This is a genomic window from Bartonella sp. B1099, from assembly GCF_944801835.1.
In the GTDB taxonomy this organism is placed as follows: Bacteria; Pseudomonadota; Alphaproteobacteria; order Rhizobiales; family Rhizobiaceae; genus Bartonella.
The window spans coordinates 147,522-165,331 of record NZ_CALYLN010000002.1; the positions used below are offsets into that span (position 1 = coordinate 147,522).

Annotated in this window: 16 protein-coding genes and 4 pseudogenes; 11 read left to right on the forward strand and 9 right to left on the reverse strand. The window is 36.6% G+C overall.

Annotated features, from left to right (window positions below; all coding sequences use genetic code 11):
- The first annotated feature begins 542 nt into the window (after positions 1-542).
- The 3 genes from NNJ73_RS06970 (at position 543) to NNJ73_RS06980 (ending at position 5,260) form a co-directional block, all read left to right on the forward strand.
- Complete coding sequence (locus NNJ73_RS06970) at positions 543-1,151, forward strand: fumarylacetoacetate hydrolase family protein (protein ID WP_254493447.1); 609 nt, start codon at positions 543-545, stop codon at positions 1,149-1,151.
- A 606-nt stretch (positions 1,152-1,757) separates the two neighbouring features.
- Positions 1,758-3,158, forward strand: a complete 1,401-nt coding sequence (locus tag NNJ73_RS06975; RefSeq protein WP_254493448.1) for an amino acid permease — start codon at positions 1,758-1,760, stop codon at positions 3,156-3,158.
- Positions 3,159-3,907: 749 nt separating this feature from the next.
- Entirely contained in the window at positions 3,908-5,260 is a 1,353-nt protein-coding gene (locus NNJ73_RS06980) for an amino acid permease (protein WP_254493449.1), read from the forward strand.
- 128 nt (positions 5,261-5,388) lie between these two features.
- On the opposite strand, the gene ilvC is transcribed toward NNJ73_RS06980, so the two are convergent.
- The 3 genes from ilvC to NNJ73_RS06995 all read right to left on the reverse strand — a co-directional run bounded on the left by ilvC (position 5,389) and on the right by NNJ73_RS06995 (position 9,407).
- A complete protein-coding gene (gene ilvC / locus NNJ73_RS06985) occupies positions 5,389-6,408 on the reverse strand; it encodes a ketol-acid reductoisomerase (RefSeq protein WP_254493450.1) in 1,020 nt (339 codons plus the stop codon).
- Positions 6,409-7,466: 1,058 nt separating this feature from the next.
- Positions 7,467-8,201: a pyridoxine 5'-phosphate synthase gene (locus tag NNJ73_RS06990; protein ID WP_254493451.1), complete on the reverse strand. Its 735-nt coding sequence runs from the start codon at positions 8,199-8,201 to the stop codon at positions 7,467-7,469.
- Between the two features lie 84 nt (positions 8,202-8,285).
- A complete protein-coding gene (locus NNJ73_RS06995; RefSeq protein WP_254493452.1) occupies positions 8,286-9,407 on the reverse strand; it encodes an ATP-dependent RecD-like DNA helicase in 1,122 nt (373 codons plus the stop codon).
- 90 nt (positions 9,408-9,497) lie between these two features.
- On the opposite strand from NNJ73_RS06995, the pseudogene NNJ73_RS07000 reads away from it, so the two are divergent.
- The 3 genes and pseudogenes from NNJ73_RS07000 to NNJ73_RS10030 all read left to right on the forward strand — a co-directional run.
- Positions 9,498-10,394, forward strand: a pseudogene (locus NNJ73_RS07000) (tyrosine-type recombinase/integrase); the annotation flags it as partial.
- A 210-nt stretch (positions 10,395-10,604) separates the two neighbouring features.
- Entirely contained in the window at positions 10,605-10,805 is a 201-nt protein-coding gene (locus tag NNJ73_RS07005) for an AlpA family transcriptional regulator (RefSeq protein ID WP_015856732.1), read from the forward strand.
- Between the two features lie 100 nt (positions 10,806-10,905).
- Positions 10,906-11,028 carry a hypothetical protein gene (locus tag NNJ73_RS10030; protein WP_256478072.1) on the forward strand — a complete coding sequence of 41 codons (123 nt, stop codon included), beginning with the start codon at positions 10,906-10,908 and terminating at the stop codon, positions 11,026-11,028.
- Positions 11,029-11,051: 23 nt separating this feature from the next.
- On the opposite strand, the gene NNJ73_RS07010 is transcribed toward NNJ73_RS10030, so the two are convergent.
- Positions 11,052-11,324, reverse strand: a complete 273-nt coding sequence (locus tag NNJ73_RS07010; protein WP_254493453.1) for a hypothetical protein — start codon at positions 11,322-11,324, stop codon at positions 11,052-11,054.
- A 143-nt stretch (positions 11,325-11,467) separates the two neighbouring features.
- Here NNJ73_RS07010 and NNJ73_RS07015 point away from each other — a divergent pair, with 143 nt between their 5' ends.
- Together NNJ73_RS07015 and NNJ73_RS07020 are read left to right on the forward strand one after the other, a co-directional pair.
- On the forward strand, positions 11,468-11,773 hold the full coding sequence (locus tag NNJ73_RS07015) for a hypothetical protein (RefSeq protein WP_254493454.1): 306 nt from the start codon (positions 11,468-11,470) through the stop codon (positions 11,771-11,773).
- Positions 11,774-11,843: 70 nt separating this feature from the next.
- Complete coding sequence (locus NNJ73_RS07020; protein ID WP_254493455.1) at positions 11,844-12,299, forward strand: hypothetical protein; 456 nt, start codon at positions 11,844-11,846, stop codon at positions 12,297-12,299.
- A gap of 114 nt (positions 12,300-12,413) precedes the next feature.
- Here NNJ73_RS07020 and NNJ73_RS07025 read toward each other — a convergent pair.
- The 4 genes and pseudogenes from NNJ73_RS07025 to NNJ73_RS07040 form a co-directional block, all read right to left on the reverse strand.
- A pseudogene (locus tag NNJ73_RS07025) lies at positions 12,414-12,701 on the reverse strand (DUF3987 domain-containing protein); the annotation flags it as partial.
- Entirely contained in the window at positions 12,698-13,594 is an 897-nt protein-coding gene (locus tag NNJ73_RS07030; protein WP_254493456.1) for a toprim domain-containing protein, read from the reverse strand. The pseudogene NNJ73_RS07025 and the gene NNJ73_RS07030, both read right to left, overlap by 4 nt.
- 104 nt (positions 13,595-13,698) lie before the next feature.
- Complete coding sequence (locus NNJ73_RS07035; RefSeq protein WP_015856732.1) at positions 13,699-13,899, reverse strand: AlpA family transcriptional regulator; 201 nt, start codon at positions 13,897-13,899, stop codon at positions 13,699-13,701.
- Positions 13,900-14,109: 210 nt separating this feature from the next.
- Positions 14,110-15,276, reverse strand: coding sequence for a site-specific integrase (locus NNJ73_RS07040; protein WP_254493457.1), 1,167 nt, complete (start codon positions 15,274-15,276; stop codon positions 14,110-14,112).
- Between the two features lie 176 nt (positions 15,277-15,452).
- Between NNJ73_RS07040 and NNJ73_RS07045 the strand changes: the two are divergent.
- Positions 15,453-15,895, forward strand: a pseudogene (locus NNJ73_RS07045) (lambda exonuclease family protein); the annotation flags it as partial.
- A gap of 61 nt (positions 15,896-15,956) precedes the next feature.
- Complete coding sequence (locus NNJ73_RS07050) at positions 15,957-16,421, forward strand: DUF488 family protein (protein ID WP_254493043.1); 465 nt, start codon at positions 15,957-15,959, stop codon at positions 16,419-16,421.
- Positions 16,422-16,492: 71 nt separating this feature from the next.
- Here NNJ73_RS07050 and NNJ73_RS07055 read toward each other — a convergent pair whose 3' ends face one another.
- Positions 16,493-16,678: a hypothetical protein gene (locus tag NNJ73_RS07055; protein WP_254493703.1), complete on the reverse strand. Its 186-nt coding sequence runs from the start codon at positions 16,676-16,678 to the stop codon at positions 16,493-16,495.
- Between NNJ73_RS07055 and NNJ73_RS07060 the strand changes: the two are divergent.
- A pseudogene (locus NNJ73_RS07060) lies at positions 16,670-17,641 on the forward strand (tyrosine-type recombinase/integrase); the annotation flags it as partial. The gene NNJ73_RS07055 and the pseudogene NNJ73_RS07060 sit on opposite strands and share 9 nt — an antisense overlap.
- Between the last annotated feature and the right edge of the window lie 169 nt (positions 17,642-17,810).

The following is a 17,810-nucleotide window of genomic DNA, read 5'->3' on the forward strand; positions in this document are numbered from 1 at the left end:
GTTAGCCGAATTCAAAAAAAATAGGGAAAGCAACACTAGAACGTTAAAGCCTTTTGGATTCAAAATTATTGCCTATGAACCATATACTAATGAAGCTCTCGCTAAATCACTCAACTTCAAAATTTTAAAAGATATGAATACACATCCAAGATAATCTAATGTGATATCACGACATTGCCCTCTTCCCAACAAAACATATAGAAATGATTAATTCAGGATTCCTCAAAAAGAGTAAGAAAAAGCTATCTTTGTGAATACCGCAAAGGATAAAATCCTCAGCGATTTTGATTTCTTAGAGAAGCATCTAGGCAAAAATCCTGAGTTCTCCACGCGTTCCTTGATGTTCTTCCTGTAAAACCCCACCCAATAGCCTACTCTCTCATTAAAAACTTGGAGAGACAATGCTGACTGTTTATTATCAATAATTGATCATTAATCCACACAATGCATATTTTTTACAAAGCTCATAGATCGATATGAGAAAAGATATTGTTTCCCTAGTGATATCTTTTCGATATAAAAGAAGAATTTGGAGATTTCCTATGATTAATAATATTTACTGCGTCGGATATAATTATGTTAAACATGCACATGAACTGGGTAATGTTGTTCAAGATGAACCTGTTATCTTTAGCAAACCGAATAGTTCACTCATCTTAGGAAATCAAATTGATCTTCCTGATTTTTCCAAAGAAATTCATTTCGAAACTGAAATTGTGCTCAGAATCTCAAAGGATACTTTTATGGTCGATGAAAGGAAAGCTGAAGAATGTTACGATGCTGTAGCGGTAGGTCTTGATCTAACCGCTAGAGATTTGCAAACAAAACTGAAAGAAAAAAAGCTTCCTTGGCTTTTATCTAAAGGTTTTAAAGGAGCCGCATACGTCTCTGACTTCATAAACAAAGAAAAAATAAACAACCCAATAACTTTTGAAATGAAGTTGAATGGAGAAACGAGACAACTTGGCAATACGAAAGATATGATTTTTAGCTTTAGAAAAATAATATCATTCTTAAGTCGCTACATTCAGTTACAAAGTAATGATATCATCTATACAGGCACTCCACAGGGCGTAGGAAAACTTTCCTCATATGATGAAATAGAACTGTATCTCGAAGAAAAATTAATTTCAGAAATAAAGGTCAAATGAATCATCAAATACTCCCCTTTTTCATAGTCTCATTTTTTAGTTATATCCCCCAGTTTCAATATGGCTCTTATCATCGATAATGCTACGAAACAGGAAAGAAAAAAGCTGAACTCTCCTCTGTTCCTTTGTGAAAAAAGGGGCTCCTTTTTACTTATGATAGCATCATAAAAATAAAAAAAGTGATTTTAGAAAGCACTTAAATTTTTGATCATTAAAGACTTTTCCCTAAACTAAGATGACAATTCTCTAACGCTCCTTGAGAAAAAATTAAAACACTCTCTTATGAATAACAACATACTGATTATAAAGTCATAAAGAAAGTCTAACAATTCCCAGAAATAATTTTAAAGGAGCACTCTATCGAGTCCTTTTTATGAGCCATTTATTTGTTATTAAAACAATAAAAAGCGCCCTCTTCAAATATCTGTTATGTTATTTTAAGAGAAAAACATTCTTTTTTTTCAAAACTATATTCTTTTCTTTATCCACACAAAATCATAAAAAATGTTTTTTTCCTTTACACCTCATTTATATCATGCTTCGATACGAAATATACCTTTTTAGTGTCATTTAATCTCAAAATAATTCAAAGGGAACCCCCAAAAAATGAATGGTAAACAAAATTTAAAAGATGATCCTCAAAAGAAACTACAACGTGGCCTCGATAATCGTCACGTACAACTTATAGCCCTCGGTGGGGCTATTGGAACAGGACTCTTCATGGGATCAGGAAAAACAATTAGTGTAGCAGGCCCTTCTATCATACTTGTTTATGCTATTATTGGATGTGCCCTATACTTTGTCATGCGTGCGATGGGAGAATTATTGCTTTCTAATTCACAATATCGATCTCTTATTGATTTTTCAACCGATATGCTAGGACCGGGAATCGCTTTTTTTGTTGGTTGGAACTATTGGTTAAGCTGGGTTGTGACTGGAGCAGCAGATATTATTGCTATCATTAATTATATGCATTTCTGGTGGCCAACACTTAATCCATGGATTGTTGTTTTTGCTTGTATTGGTTTCTTTTTAATCCTCAACCTCCTTGCCGTAAAGTTTTTCGGTGAACTTGAATTCTGGTTTGGTCTTATCAAAGTTGTAGCAATTTTAGCATTAGTTATTGTTGGATTTTATATGATTGCTACAGGCTTTACCTCTCCAAATGGTACGGTTGCTTCTCTCAGTCACGTATGGAATGGTGGAGACATATTCCCCCGAGGGATTACCGGTTTTTTTGCCGGATTTCAAATTGCCATTTTTTCTTTTGTTGGGATTGAAATTGCTGGAACAACGGCAGCAGAAGTCAAAGAGCCTAAAAAAGTTCTTCCTAAAGCAATTAATGCAATACCGGTTCGTATTGTCCTTTTTTACATCCTGTCTCTTGCTGTAATTATGTCTGTTACACCTTGGAACCAAATTGTTCCAGAAAAAAGCCCCTTTGTCTCCATGTTTTGGCTTGCAGGCATTCCAATAGCTGCGGGTTTGGTCAATTTTGTTGTTCTCACCTCAGCAGCGTCTTCAGCCAATAGTGGTATTTTTTCGACTAGCCGCATGATATACGGGCTTGCAACACAAAAAGGTGCCCCTCCAATTTTGGGCAAACTTTCTAAATACCGTGTTCCAGCCAATGCTCTGTTCTTTTCCTGTCTATGTATTTTACTAGGATACACAATTGCCTCATCATCTCCAAGCATCATAAGTGCTTTTACAATTGTAACCTGCATTTCAGCGATTGCATTTTTATTCGTATGGTCCGTTATTTTAATTAGCTATATTGTGTATCGTCGCAATCACCCTCATCTACATGCTGAATCCGTCTACAAAATGCCGGGAGGTCCCATTATGTGCGGGGTTGTATTAGTTTTTTTTGCTTTTATGCTCTATTTGTTGACATTAGAACATGACACCCTAACAGCTTTAAAATACAGTATCTTTTGGTTTATTTTCTTAGGCATAATGTACTTTATGTTTATAAGAAAAAAAATTGCTCCAAAAAATAAATAAGATCATACAAAACATTTCAAAAAAGGGTAACTAAGGTTACCCTTTTTCTACTTAACCTTCTTCTGATACCACAAAAGAAGAAGATTCCTCTCAGCACCGATTTGTAAACAATCTGACCTGTTAAAGGAAGTGCTACTGACCACTTATATAGTTCTACCCTACATAAAGCTCCAGCAAAGCCTCCCCCGAATACTGACCACACATTCTTAAAATACCTAAAATGTATAAAATTTTCTATGCTTTATCACTGCTCTCAACAAGGGTTGTTGTACGGCATAATAGGATAAGACACGAGCTATTCTGCAAAGAATTTTCTATAAAACTTCACCTACCTTGGTGACTAAAAATATTTAGATTATACTTCCCTCCCCCAAAAAACTATAAAAATATTTTTTATTTTTAAATAAATTATAATTTTATTTTAAAAAATATTTTAAGTATATTTTTATAAAAAATTATTTTATCAAAATAAATAATACTATATATTTAATATTACCATGTATAAATAATAAAAATTAAAATTTTATACTAAAATTCATATGACAATAATTTTTATAAAATAATTATTTCATTAATTAATAAAATTTTTTCTTTATTTATATAAAATCATAGAAAAAATTCTTTACTCATCAGCTATATCGTGTTCCGATAGAAGGTATTATCTTTTTAGGATAATTTTTATTTCAAAATAACTAAAGGGAACTTCCCAAAAATGAACAAACAAAATTTAGAAAAAAACTAAGAAGAAATTGCAACGTGGACTCCATAACCGCCACATACAACTTATAGCCCTTGGTGGAGCGATTGGAACAGGTCTCTTTATGGGATCAGGAAAAACAATCAGTGTAGCAGGTCCCTCAATCCTCCTCGTTTATGCGATTATTGGTTGTGCTCTATACTTTGTCATGCGTGCTATGGGAGAATTATTGCTTTCTAATACGCAATATCGATCTTTTATTGACTTCTCGACCGATCTTCTAGGGCCATGTGCTGGATTCTTCATCGGCTGGACATATTGGTTGTGTTGGATTGTTACTGGAACTGCTGAAATTATTGCTATTGTCAGTTATGCACACTTTTGGTGGCCTGAACTTAATCCATGGATTCCTGTTATCATTGGTCTTATGTCCTTTTTAATCCTTAACCTCGTCGCCGTAAAACTCTTTGGGGAACTTGAATTTTGGTTTGGTTTTATCAAAATCATAGCAATTTTAGTTTTAATTGTTGTGGGATTTTATATGATCTTCACCGGTTTTATCTCTCCAAACGGTACAATTGCTTCCTTTAGCAATATATGGAATGGAGGAAACCTTTTCCCGCGAGGGATTACAGGTTTTTTTGCTGGGTTTCAAATTGTTATTTTTGCTTTTGTTGGCATTGAGCTGGCAGGAACAGCAGCAGCTGAAGTAAAAGAGCCTCAAACAGCCCTACCGCAAGCTGTCAATTCAATACCAATCCGCATTGTATTCTTTTATATTTTCTCTCTTCTTGTGATTATGTCTGTGACGCCTTGGGATCAAATCAGTCCAGATAAAAGCCCTTTTGTAACAATGTATTCCCTTATTGGTATCCCAACTGCTGCTGGTTTAATGAACTTTGTTGTCCTCACAGCAGCCGCTTCTTCCGCAAATAGTGGAATTTTTTCTACCAGCCGTATGGTATATGGGCTAGCAACACAAAAAGGGGCTCCTAAATTTTTAGGAAAGCTTTCTCGTAATCACGTTCCAGCCAACGCATTATTCTTTTCATGTTTATGCATCCTACTAGGTTATGCGGTTGTAACGTTATCTCAAACCCTCATAGCTGCTTTTACAATTGTTACAACAATTGCCGCAACGTTGTTTATATTTGTATGGTCTATCATTTTGATCAGCTATATCGTCTATCGTCGCAACCGTCCTCTCCAGCATGCTGTCTCTCCCTATAAAATGCCAGGGGGTGTTATTATGTGTTGGGCGCTTCTCGTTTTCTTTGCATTCATTATTTATTTATTGTCATTAGAAGCAGATACTGCCATAGCTTTAAAATACACTCCAGCATGGTTTATATTTTTAGGCATTATATATTTTCTTTTTGGAAGAAAAAATTATGCGAAAACTTAAAAAATAAAGCCCTTTAAACAATAAAGCTTGTGTTGCAAGAAAACATATAAAAAAGGGTAACTCAAGTTACCCTTTTTTGATATTTATCTATAAAATTATAAACGTGATAAAATATCTCTGGGGAGACTTCAATTACGTTCTTTATCCACCAAAGCGTTAGATTTTATCCAAGGCATCATAGAACGAAGTTTTTTACCAACTTCTTCAATAGGATGATTATCATTTAAACGCCGCATACTTTTAAAGTGAGCCGCACCTGCCTTATATTCTTGAATCCAATTCGATGTAAATTTACCTGTTTGAATATCTTTCAATATACGCTTCATTTCTGCTCTGGTTTCATCCGTAATCACACGTGGACCAGACATATATTCACCCCATTCAGCTGTATTAGAAATCGAATAATTCATATTTGCAATGCCCCCTTCATACATGAGATCAACAATCAGTTTAACTTCATGTAAACACTCAAAATAGGCCATTTCTGGTGCATAACCTGCTTGTGTTAGTGTTTCATACCCTGCTCGAATCAGTTCAACAAGACCACCACACAGAACCGCTTGTTCACCAAAAAGATCCGTTTCACACTCTTCTTTAAATGTTGTTTCAATCACCCCAGCACGTCCACCACCAAGTCCACATGCATAAGATAATGCTACACTATGAGCATGCCCTGAAGCATCTTGCGCCACCGCTATTAAGCAAGGAACTCCACAACCACGTTGGTATTCATGACGAACTGTATGCCCTGGACCTTTAGGAGCAATCATCACAATATCAACGTTTTTTTTAGGTTCAATCAAGCCAAAATGAATGCTTAAACCATGAGCAAAAGCAATCGCCGCCCCATCACGTAAATGGCCATGAATATGCTCTTTATAAATATCAGCTTGCAATTCATCTGGTGTTGCCATCATGATAAGATCTGCCCATTTTGCTGCCTCAGCAACACTCACCACTTCAAACCCATCGGCCTTAGCCTTTTTAACTGTTTCCGACCCTGAACGCAAAGCTATCTGCACATTTTGGACACCGGAATCTTTCAAGTTTAAAGCGTGCGCACGCCCTTGAGAACCATAACCAATAATGGCCACTTTTTTTCCTTTAATGAGATTAACATCCGCATCACGATCATAATAAACACGCATAAAAACACTTCCTTCTTTCTCTATTTAAACTGGATTTCAGATTATTTTCATTAAATAAGAAACATTATCTTTAGTGCATTACACACTCATAAAGATAAAAAACGCTGCTTATAAAAACACAGCAATTGAATAATCTTTTAAAGTTTACATATTGCATAGAAAAACTGTAGCCCCCAAACATTCCCAAAACATATATGAATCCCCAAATAAACTTCAACTGCTGTCCTACAAAGGCGATACTTACACAAAACAAGATTTCTAAAGAAAATACATGTGCTAAGATTTTATTCTTCTATCGCGCAACAAAACATTATAGCCTAAAAATTAAGATACAACATATAACTTCTAGCATGAACCAAATTAATATGGATAGCAAGAAAAATTACAAAATAACAAGGATTGTTTTAGGACAGCCTTTAAAAACATATATACAGCCATATCTTTTAAATAACAGAGAATATTCATTACCTTACAACTTTTACTTTTTACATTCTCTAATAGCCACACCTGTCACACAAAACAAAATGTCCAAAATGGAACACTCTTGTGTTATTCACCCACGCACTTTTTTTAAAAATATCTCACTATGCTCGAGCTCTTTTCAAGAAGCCCTAGCCTAAGATTTGTAAGAGTCTAAGATTTATGGTGCCCCCTCTTTCCTTCATAAAGCGATAAGTTGATATCATCACTCTATTTTTTGCTCACAATGTTTCAGCAACGCGTATTGCATGGATCTCATTTATAAAAAGCATTTTCTGATTTTAAATCTATTTCTGATGAAGTCATCAAAACCCCTGCATTTCATAAGTAACTCCATGAAATGAGCTCAAGAAAATTCTGTGTACTCATTCATTAAAAGTCCTAGAAATTTCCTTATAATGAAAAATACTTTCAAAATCTTATTTTTTATCCCCCTATATCTTATCCCTTTGAAGAAATAATAGAATATTTATAACACGTGTTAACAGTACTATTTATTTAAACAGATATAAAATTATTTTTTAAGATAAACTGAGCTTTATAAAAGTCTCTTTTCCAATTTTATGGAGAGAAAAAGATTATGATAATAACCGAAGAAAACGCTGAACAGTCTCATGCATTCCATACTCTAACGCATCAGCAATAAGCCCATGGCCAATAGAAACTTCATCAAGCCAAGGAATATTTTTGACCAGAGCTGCAAGATTCATAATCGTCAGATCATGCCCTGCATTCATACCTAACTGCAACTCTTTCGCTCTTTTTGCCGCTAAAACAAGTTTATAGAGCTCTTGATCTTGTTTTATTTTATTCTGAAATGCACCACCGTAAGGTCCGGTGTAAAACTCTACACGATCAGCCCCTATTGCTTTAGCAATATCAAGACCATCGATAGAAGGATTAGCAAACAATGATACACGAATCTTTCTTTTTTTTAAATGCTGAAGAATAGGGGCTAAAAATTCTGCATTCTGAGCAAAATTCCATCCATGATCAGAGGTTGATTGATCTGGATCATCAGGAACAAGAGTGATCTGGTCTGCATAGTTTTCAGCAACATTCAAAAACTGATCACTTGGATAACCTTCAATATTAAACTCAGCCGTAGGAAAAGTGTTCTTTATTAAACCGTATATATCTGGCAAATCAGCAAAACGAATATGCCTTTCATCGGGGCGCGGATGAACCGTCAACCCTGTCGCTCCAGCAGCAAGCGCTATATGCCCAATATTCTTGATACTTGGCCACGGAAGATTACGTCGATTGCGCAAAACAGCAACAGCATTAAGATTAACCGAAAGTTTTACCGCCATGCCCATTTCCATTTTTCTATAGTGTGTAACAAGATAGAAAAAAGACATTTTCCATCTGAAACTTAGATGATACACATATTTTTTCTATCGGACAATCGTTAAACACTCTGCTGCGCGGGTAATTCCCGTATAAAGCCAGCGTGCATACATATCACGAAAGGCAAAACTTTCATCAAACAAAACGACATTGTTCCATTGAGAACCTTGCGCTTTATGAACCGTCAAAGCATACCCATAATCAAAATCATCATATCGCTTTTTTAATGCCCACGAAATTTCCTGATCAGGATTTTCAAAGGCTGCTTTTAAAAGTTTAATCTTTGTTACCCCACGCTCACTTTCTTCTGGTTTCACAAGAAGATTAATACTTGGTTTAACTGTCTCTTTCTGTGAAGTCATCACCTTCCATAAAGAGCCATTTAACAAACCTTTAGGAGGATCATTTCGCAAACACACAAGCTTATCTCCCGCTTGCGGATAATTTGCTGTAAATCCCTTTAACATACGCAAACGCTGATTATAAAGGTGGCGTGTACGATTAATCCCGACCAAGACCTGATCCGCATCCAAAACCAATTGTTGATTAACCTCTTTACGTGTCACAACGCGCGCTTCTCCATAATCACCATAAGCAATATCGCGTCCTTCACGTACATCCATAGCAAGACGTATAATCGGATTATCTCGCGCTTGTCGATGAATTTCTGAGAGAAGAAAATCTGGTTCCCCATTGGAAAAAAAGCCTCCACCTGAAATAGGAGGCAATTGACCTGGATCACCAAGAACAAGAATTGGCGTCCGAAAACTCATTAAATCACGCGCCAATTGTTCATCGACCATCGAGCACTCATCAACAATAATGAGTTTAGCTTGTGCAGCCGCACTTCTTCGATTTAATGTAAATGTTGGAGCAATAGACTTTTTTCCCGTAATTTCATCGGAAACTTCCTCTTCTCCACGCGGACAATAAATCAGCGAATGAATCGTACAAGCATTGCTTGCACCTTTAGAACGCAAAACCTGCGCCGCCTTGCCCGTAAAAGCAGCAAACTGAACAGAACCATCAACTGTCTCTGCAAAATAGCGCGCAAGCGTCGTCTTACCCGTTCCCGCATAGCCAAAAAGGCGAAAAAGAGGAGAACGCCCTTCCCTCAACCATGCGGCCACAGCCTTCAATGCATTATTCTGTTCTGACGAAAACTGCATGATTTATCAAAATAAGATTCGTATAAAAAGAGCAAGCATTAAAAAACATGATCAAAAAAACTGTCATTAAGAATTTCTCATACACAGGCTGAAGCAATAAGAAATCTCCATTACTTAAAAGATATTGCTTTAGATGCTTTTGAAAGTGGTAAAGCTGAATTAAAAGGGGATGGTAAGAATGGGAACTGGTTTATACCTTTAAAAATTCATATTCTCCTTAAATTAGGCTGTCTGCCGGTTTCAGAAATTACACAAACAGAGATACGCGATACGCTTGCCCCTATTTGGCATACAAAAGCTGGAACTGCTCGAACAGCAGTGATACGTCTTAATCTTTGTCTCAAACATGCGGCTGCGTTAGGCTTGAATGTTGATTTACAAGCAACAGAAAAAGCAAAAGCTCTCTTAGGAAAACAACGCCATAAGGTCACTAATAGACCAGCCATGAATTGGAAAGAGGTGCCGGCTTTTTATAAAACGCTTTGCGAAGCATCAACTCTAACACATTTAGCTTTGCGTTTGCTTATTCTTACAGGGGTTCGTAGAAATTCCTTATGTCATATTCATAAAGATCAAGTTGAGGGAGATATATGGACTATCCCTGCTGAAAATATGAAAGGAAGGCGGGATGCTACAACAGAATTTCGTGTTCCCTTATCATCAGAGGCATTAGAAATATTAAAACAAGCGCGTCTGCTTTCTCGCAATGATTTTTTCTTTTCTGCAACCGGTCGTGGTCCCTTCTCTGAGAAATGTATGGCTCAATATATGAAACGTAATAAACTTGAAGCCTGCCCCCATGGTTTTCGCTCTAGTTTACGCAATTGGCTTGCTGAAACAACCGATGCCCCCTATGAGGTTGCTGAAACCATTCTAAGTCATACGGTTGGGGGTAAAGTAGAGCGTGCCTATCGTCGTACTGATTATTTAGAACAGCGCCGTGTCTATATGGATACATGGGCGGCATATGTTGCGGGTCAATCTTAAGATATGGGGTGCATAACCCCATGATCTGTGGATAACTTTATCTCTCCCTTCTCTCATTCTTTCTCAATAAGATTCATAAATTATAACATTAGAAATTATATAATAAAATACTGTTTTCTATAAACTAAATACCTTTCAAATGATGAAAAAATATAGTTAATAAATACTTATGATTTGTTCTCATTTTTTAATATTTGAAAGGATTTTACTATGATAGAAAATGATATTCTTTTAACAGACCGTGAAAGTGCAAAACTGCTTCATATGAGTGTCTCAACTTTCCGCCGTCATGTGACCAATGGCTCTTTACCAAAACCTTTAAAATTTGGTTTTTTATCCCGTTGGTTACAATCGGATCTTTTGAATGTTATCGAACAAGCAAAACAGCAACGTCAAAGTGATGCGGCATAAAAAAACCTTGTCACATAAGGATGGACAAGGCTTTTCATTTTCACACGATGATTATGGATAGCAGAGTCCGTCCTATGATGCAATCATTATAGGATCAAAAATGTCTTCTTATATAAATGCTTGGGGCATCACAAATGCCTTGCATGGGGTTTGGTATGGGCGTTATGGACTTGCCCGTTGTCCAGCCCATGATGATCAATTGCCTAGCTTATTCATTGAATAAATTAGCGTATCTTATAAACTATGCTAATTAGCAGCTTTAAAGTTTTCTAAAATATTAAAAGAAAAATCCGCTATGTGAGAAAACTTAGGTGTCAATAACAATTCCCCTGCTCTGTTCTTTCGATTAAAGTACCAAGCTTTATATTTGCACCACTCTTTTCTTCTATTGATAGTTTCTCTTTCAATATGGAGTGGAACAAAACCATTTTTGTTAGCATATTCTAACAATCCCAAGTTTTTGATTGTCTGTATCTTGTTATCATAAGAAACACGTAAACGAACGTAAAATTTTGTCATGTTCAATAAAAAATGATTAAAGATAAAAGCAGATATCTTATTTTCATTTCAAACAACAAATTGAAAAATTCATAGGAAATTTGATTGATCAGATTTAACCATTAGATTAATATTTCAAGACAAATTACAGAAAGGAATTTCCTATGCAAAAGAAATTACCCAAAAGTTATATGACAGATGCTGAACGTGAAGAATTACGAGCAGGCGGGTTAGATCAAGACTGTATTTATCTCTCTGAATCAGAAGCGGCTGACCGTGCTAACGATAGCAAAGCAGCATGGGAATGGTTGGCAATGACTGAACCTCCAGCACATACACTTTTGTTTCTTAAAAAGCGGCATGGAGCACAATTTATTCGTGATATGGGATTTTCTACTAAAGATGCTGATAAAGAATATGGTCCCGATTGGTTAGATAAAGATATTATCGTAGGAGGCCATCATTTCTAAAGAATTTGACGAGTTAGAACGTATTTTTGTTCGCGAAAATGGTTATATAAAAAGACTCAATGAAGCATTGATGACCAAGAAACTACATGGTGTGCGAAATGATTTATGGAGTTATCTTCGTAACATTGGGAAAAGCGGTGATTTATCATTACTTATTGATACGGAACGTAGTCTTGTAGAAAATGATTTGCTAAGATATGCTAACAGCAAGGCTATGACTAGTAGTCTTAAAACAGCATTGACTGAAATTGATACTATTAAGAAGCATGTAGCGTTTGTAGAAAATCCTAAGAAATATGAGGTGATAAATGAAGCTTATAGTTTATCTAAAAATCGTAAAGGTGGATTGCCTTATGATGAAGCACGTCAAGCAATGGCATCGCATTATGCAAGGCTTGGAAATCTGGACAAAGCACGTTTAACGGACATTGAAAAGTCTATCATTGATGCGAGAAGAGAAAATATCAAGGCAATGCAAAAACTCTACGAAAAGATGCAAACCAAAGCGATTGGTATAGATTTCTAACTCAATAGCCTACTCATAACAAAGCTTTTTACATTAATTTATTCACACATCTTTAAAAGTAATACCTAAATGAAATATCCCTGCTGAATATAATCGTCCTAATTTCTTTCTCTATACGCCATTGCCAATGACAGCAGCCAAACCACATAAAGCAGAGACAGCAATAAAATCTATTGGAGCCTGTTGACGCTCTGAAACGTCATAAATGTAGTCCATGAATGGCATTAGGAGCTGTAATGGATTAAAAGGTTCGACGGGTAAAAGAGCCGTAGCAATCGGTTTTAATTCCCCCCAACCATTTTGTTGCAAGGCTTGTTCATAAGGAATGGCTTTTAAACAAGCATTATCGTTATCATTGACGGGGGCATTATTCTCTAAAATATTTTTATTATCTTGTTTCATATTACGTACCTTGAATAATAGAGAAAATCATTGAAATCGGTTCCTTTTGGAGCTTGCATGATAAAGACCTCAAAGCCTTGCCTATAAGCACGCTTTGCTAGGGTAAAACTCGCTTTACGACCCGCATCATCCCCATCCATTGCAATTGTCAGACGCCCTTTTATCGGGGGTAAATTCACACGCATCATGCCACTGGTGGAAAGAGACGACCATAAATTAACGGGCTCTGATAACAACCCAGACAGCAACGCCAGCCCCGTTTCAATGCCTTCACAAATAACCAGATGTTTTGGATTGGCTTGACTTAAATGCACAGCACCGCCCATGACAGAACCCAACATGGCTTTTGCTGGTTTCTGATCTGTTTTGCAGCCATTGGCTTGTAAAAAGGTCCTATGAATGGCAAAGGAACCAGCCCCCTTAACAAGAGCCACCAACGCGGGCAGTGTCATTCCTAATGGGTGCGGACATTTGTCGTGAAAGCGTAAATCAGCAGGCAACTCACACGTGATCCCCCGCATGCGTAAATAGGTTTCTGCTAAAGTATTTTTGATCGGTTGGCTTTGTTGCCAAATCGCTTTTGCTCTTTCTGCTTTCTGTTTTGTTTCTTTGAAATCAGCACAAAACTGTTTTGAGAAAGAAAGCGTATGATCATAAGCTTTATCAAAAAAGGCTTGTTTCCCCAGTAAGCCAATTCTTGTGAGCGCTTGTATGATCTCTCTAAAAGAACAGCCAGCATAACAAGTGAGTAAGAGACGCCCATCATTTCCATTGGTAATAGATAAGCTAGGCAATTGATCATCATGAGCAGGGCAACGGGCAAGTCCATAACGCCCATACCAAATCCCATGCAAGGCATTTGTAATGCCCTGCGCATTCGTAAAAGAAAACATATTTTTTGATCCTATAATGATTGCATCATAGGACGGACTCTGCTATCCATAATCATCGTGTGAAAATGAAAAGCCTTGTCCATCCTTATGTGACAAGGTTTTTTTTATGCCGCATCACTTTGACGTTGCTGTTTTGCTTGTTCGATTACATTCAAGAGATCCGATTGTAACCAACGGGATAAAAAACCAAATTTTAAAGGTTTTGGAAGAGAGCCATTGGTCACATGACGGCGGAAAGTTGAGACACTCATATGAAGCAGTTTTGCACTTTCACGGTCTGTTAAAAGAATATCATTTTCTATCATAGTAAAATCCTTTCAAATATTAAAAAATGAGAACAAATCATAAGCATTTATTAACCATATTTTTGCATCATTTGAAAGGTATTTAGTTTATAGAAAACAGTATTTTATCATATATTTTCTAATGCGATAATTTATGAATCTTATTGAGACGATATGAGAGAAAAGAGAGCTAAAGTTATCCACAGATAATGGGGTATTACACCCCATATCTTAAGATTGACCTGTGACATAAGCCGCCCATTTATCCATATAAACACGGCGCTGTTCTAAATAATCTGTACGACGATAAGCACGTTCCACTTGCCCTCCAACTGTATGACTTAGAATGGTTTCAGCGACTTCATAGGGGGCATCGGTTGTTTCAGCAAGCCAATTGCGTAAACTAGAACGAAAACCATGGGGGCAGGCTTCAAGTCCAATTTTTTTCATATATTTTGACATACACTTATCAGCAAGGGGACCACGACCTCTAGCAGAAAAAAAGAAATCATTGCGAGAAAGCAGGCGCGCTTGTTTTAATATTTCCAATGCCTCTGATGATAAAGGCACGCGAAATTCTGTTGTCGTATCACGTCGACCTTTCATATTTTCAGCAGGGATAGTCCATATATCCCCATCAACTTGATCTTTATGAATATGACATAAAGGAAAAGTACGAACCCCTGTCAGAATAAGCAAACGCAAAGCCAGTTGTGTCATTGTTGTTTTTTGACAAAGTGTTTTATAAAAAGCAGGAACATCTTTCCAATCCATGGCTGGTAAATTTTTGACTTTATGACGTTGTTTACCTAAGAGCGCGCGTGCTTTTTCTGTTGCTTGTAAATCAACATCTAACCCTAATGCAGCCGCGTGTTTAAGACAAAGATTGAAACGAATAAGAGCTCTATTAGCTGTTCCAGCTTTTGAATGCCAAATAGGGGCAAGTGTATTGCGTATCTCTGTTTTGGTAATCTCAGAAACCGGCAGACAGCCTAATTTAGGGAGAATATGAAGGCGTAATGGTAAAAACCAATCCCCAGTTTTACCATCATTTTTTAATTCAGCTTTACGACTTTCAAAAGCATCTAAAGCAATATCTTTTAAATAATGAAGATTGCTTATTGCTTCACGCTTTTGTTTTTCACGTTCTTTAATGGGGTCACGACCCTCACGAAGAATAGAACGCCACCCCGTTGCCAATTCACGCGCTTGTTTTAAAGAGACATCTCTCAAGGCACCCAAGTCCATTTCGCGGCGCCACCCGTGAAGGGTATAACGATAAATCCATTGAGCACCTCCATCTTTACGCTTATGGAGTAACAAGCCGGCACCATCATTATATTTGCCAGCTCCCAATGTTGCGACAGATCTTGCATTAAGACGGTTCATAAGGACCATTTTTACTCCTTTCTTATACAAATTTAATCCACACACTCATCCCACTTGTTATGTGCAAATGAGTGGTTTTGATTAATTCAAGATAGAGAGATTTGAAATGAGAGAATCTTACGTTATTCGAAGGTCTAATTCAATATGAATAACGATAGATTATCTTTATAAATCAATATCTTGTAGATATGAGATGGGGAATTGAACATAAGAAGATGCCTTGAGAGAATATGCATTCATTTATGATATTGAAGTCACAAGGTGCGGCTTTATTCAACACCCCACAATAAAAATGGCGGGGGCTAGCCCTGATGGTCTGATTGATGAAGATGGGTTAATCGAAATCAAATGTCCTAGATCGACTAATCATATGCGGTTCATTATCGATAACGAAATCAAACCAGAATATCTTGCACAAATGCAGTTTCAAATGGCTTGTACGGGGCGCAAATGGTGTGATTTTATCAGTTATGACCCACGTTTTACGAGCGATTCATCTCTCTTTCGTATGAAAATCAAACGCATCCACCGTGATGAAAAGAAAATTGAAGAGATTAATCAAGCGGTTGAAAGCTTTTTAGCAGAAATAGAACGAGAGATACAAAGAATCTCAACTAAAGCCGCCTGAACTTTTGGGGGGCTTTGTTCTCGCATATTCCCTAGCCCCCACCCATATAAGGAAATTAAACATGTGTAATACCAAAGATGAGAAGCCTTGTTTTTTTACCATTGGTTATGAAGGAAAATCACTAGACCATTATCTGAATTGCCTCATAGAAAACAATGTTAAAATTTTGTGTGATGTTCGTAAAAATCCAATAAGTAGAAAACATGGTTTTTCAAAAAGGCAATTAGAGAAAGCTGTAAGCAACATTGGCATTGAATATATACACTTGCCTGAACTTGGAATTGCCTCTGAAAAAAGACGCAATCTGAAAACACGAGAAGATTATGAACATCTTTTTGAAGATTATCAAAATACAACTCTTAAGGATAATCTTCATGCAATAGAAAAATTATACCAGATTTTTTTAGATAAAAAACGTGTTGCTATTACTTGTTTTGAATCTGATGTGTGCATGTGTCATAGGGGAGAAATTACGACGGCTATTACACAACTAACAAATTGGAAATATGAAATTAAGCACATCTAACACATAACTTGCAATTTTTTAAACCGAAAGTGCTCTATAACACCTCTATCTCCACCCTTTCCTAACATTTTTCAACCCATTCGTGATTCACACCACGGGTGAATTGCACCTAAATTAAGGGGAACTGACATGGCACACCGCCCACCTATCATAACCCAACCAGCCATTGCACGCGCTTTAAGAGAAGCAAAAAAACAAGGGTGTGAACTCATAGAAATAAACTGCTTATCTATCTTAAATCCGATAGTATTGGTCATGGAAAACGCATTAGAATCCGCGGAACCTATGGAACACAAGAGTTTGTTGATAAATACAAAAGTGCACTTGCCGAATTGCAAGGCATAATCCCTCCAAAACCTAAAACCGGCAAACTAATTGAGGGGTCATTCGCATGGCTGCTTAAACAATATTTTAATAGTGTCAATTGGTACAGCCTTGCTAAAGGCACGAAAAGACAAAGAGAACTCATTCTTATGAAGGTATGCGATACTATAGGAAATATTCTATACCAAGCAATTGATAAGAAACATATTATAGCTGGTGTTGAACGCCGTAAAGAAACACCATCAGCAGCTCAAAATTTTCTGAAAGCCCTTAATGGACTTTTTAATTGGCCGATTGACCAAGGTCTTTTAGAAAATAATCCAGCTTTAGGCGTTAAAAGACCAGCCCTTCACAATAAAGATGGATTTGCTGTTTGGACAGAAGAAGATGTTGAGAAATATTGTCAACATTGGTCTGTCGGTACCCATGAACGCGTTTGGATTGATGTTCTTTTATATACGGGGTTGCATCGTGGTGATGCGGTTCGTATCGGTTGGAAAGATGTAACAAATAACATCATTCACCTAAAAACAGAGAAAAGTAAATTCCAAACAGATGTTTTTCTTCCGATTTTGCCTGAACTAGCCAAAACGCTTGAAGCTGGTCCTATTGGAGATGAAACATTCATTTGTGGTAAAGAAGGTAAGAAGCTCGTTAAAGAAAGTTTTGGAAACTTGTTTAGAAGCGCTTGTAATACAGCAGGCATCAAAAAATCAGCGCATGGATTGAGAAAATTAGCAGCAACACGCGCAGCTAACTCTGGTGCAACTGTCTCACAACTCAAGGCAATTTTTGGCTGGACAGAAGACCAAATGGCATCTCTTTATACCAAGAACGCAGATCGTAAAAGACTAGCTCTTGAAGCTATAAAAAAGCTTCAAAAAAATGAGGAATAGAAGCAAAAAAAAACATAATAGAATCAATATTTTCCTATTCCCTTACATTAAACATAAGTATTTTATTTTACTTACTATTTATTCGCCTCTTCTGCCTCTCACTCCTTTAAAATCATCAGATATTCTTCTGCATACGATATGGTTAATATATTTTTTCTCTTTGGTATAG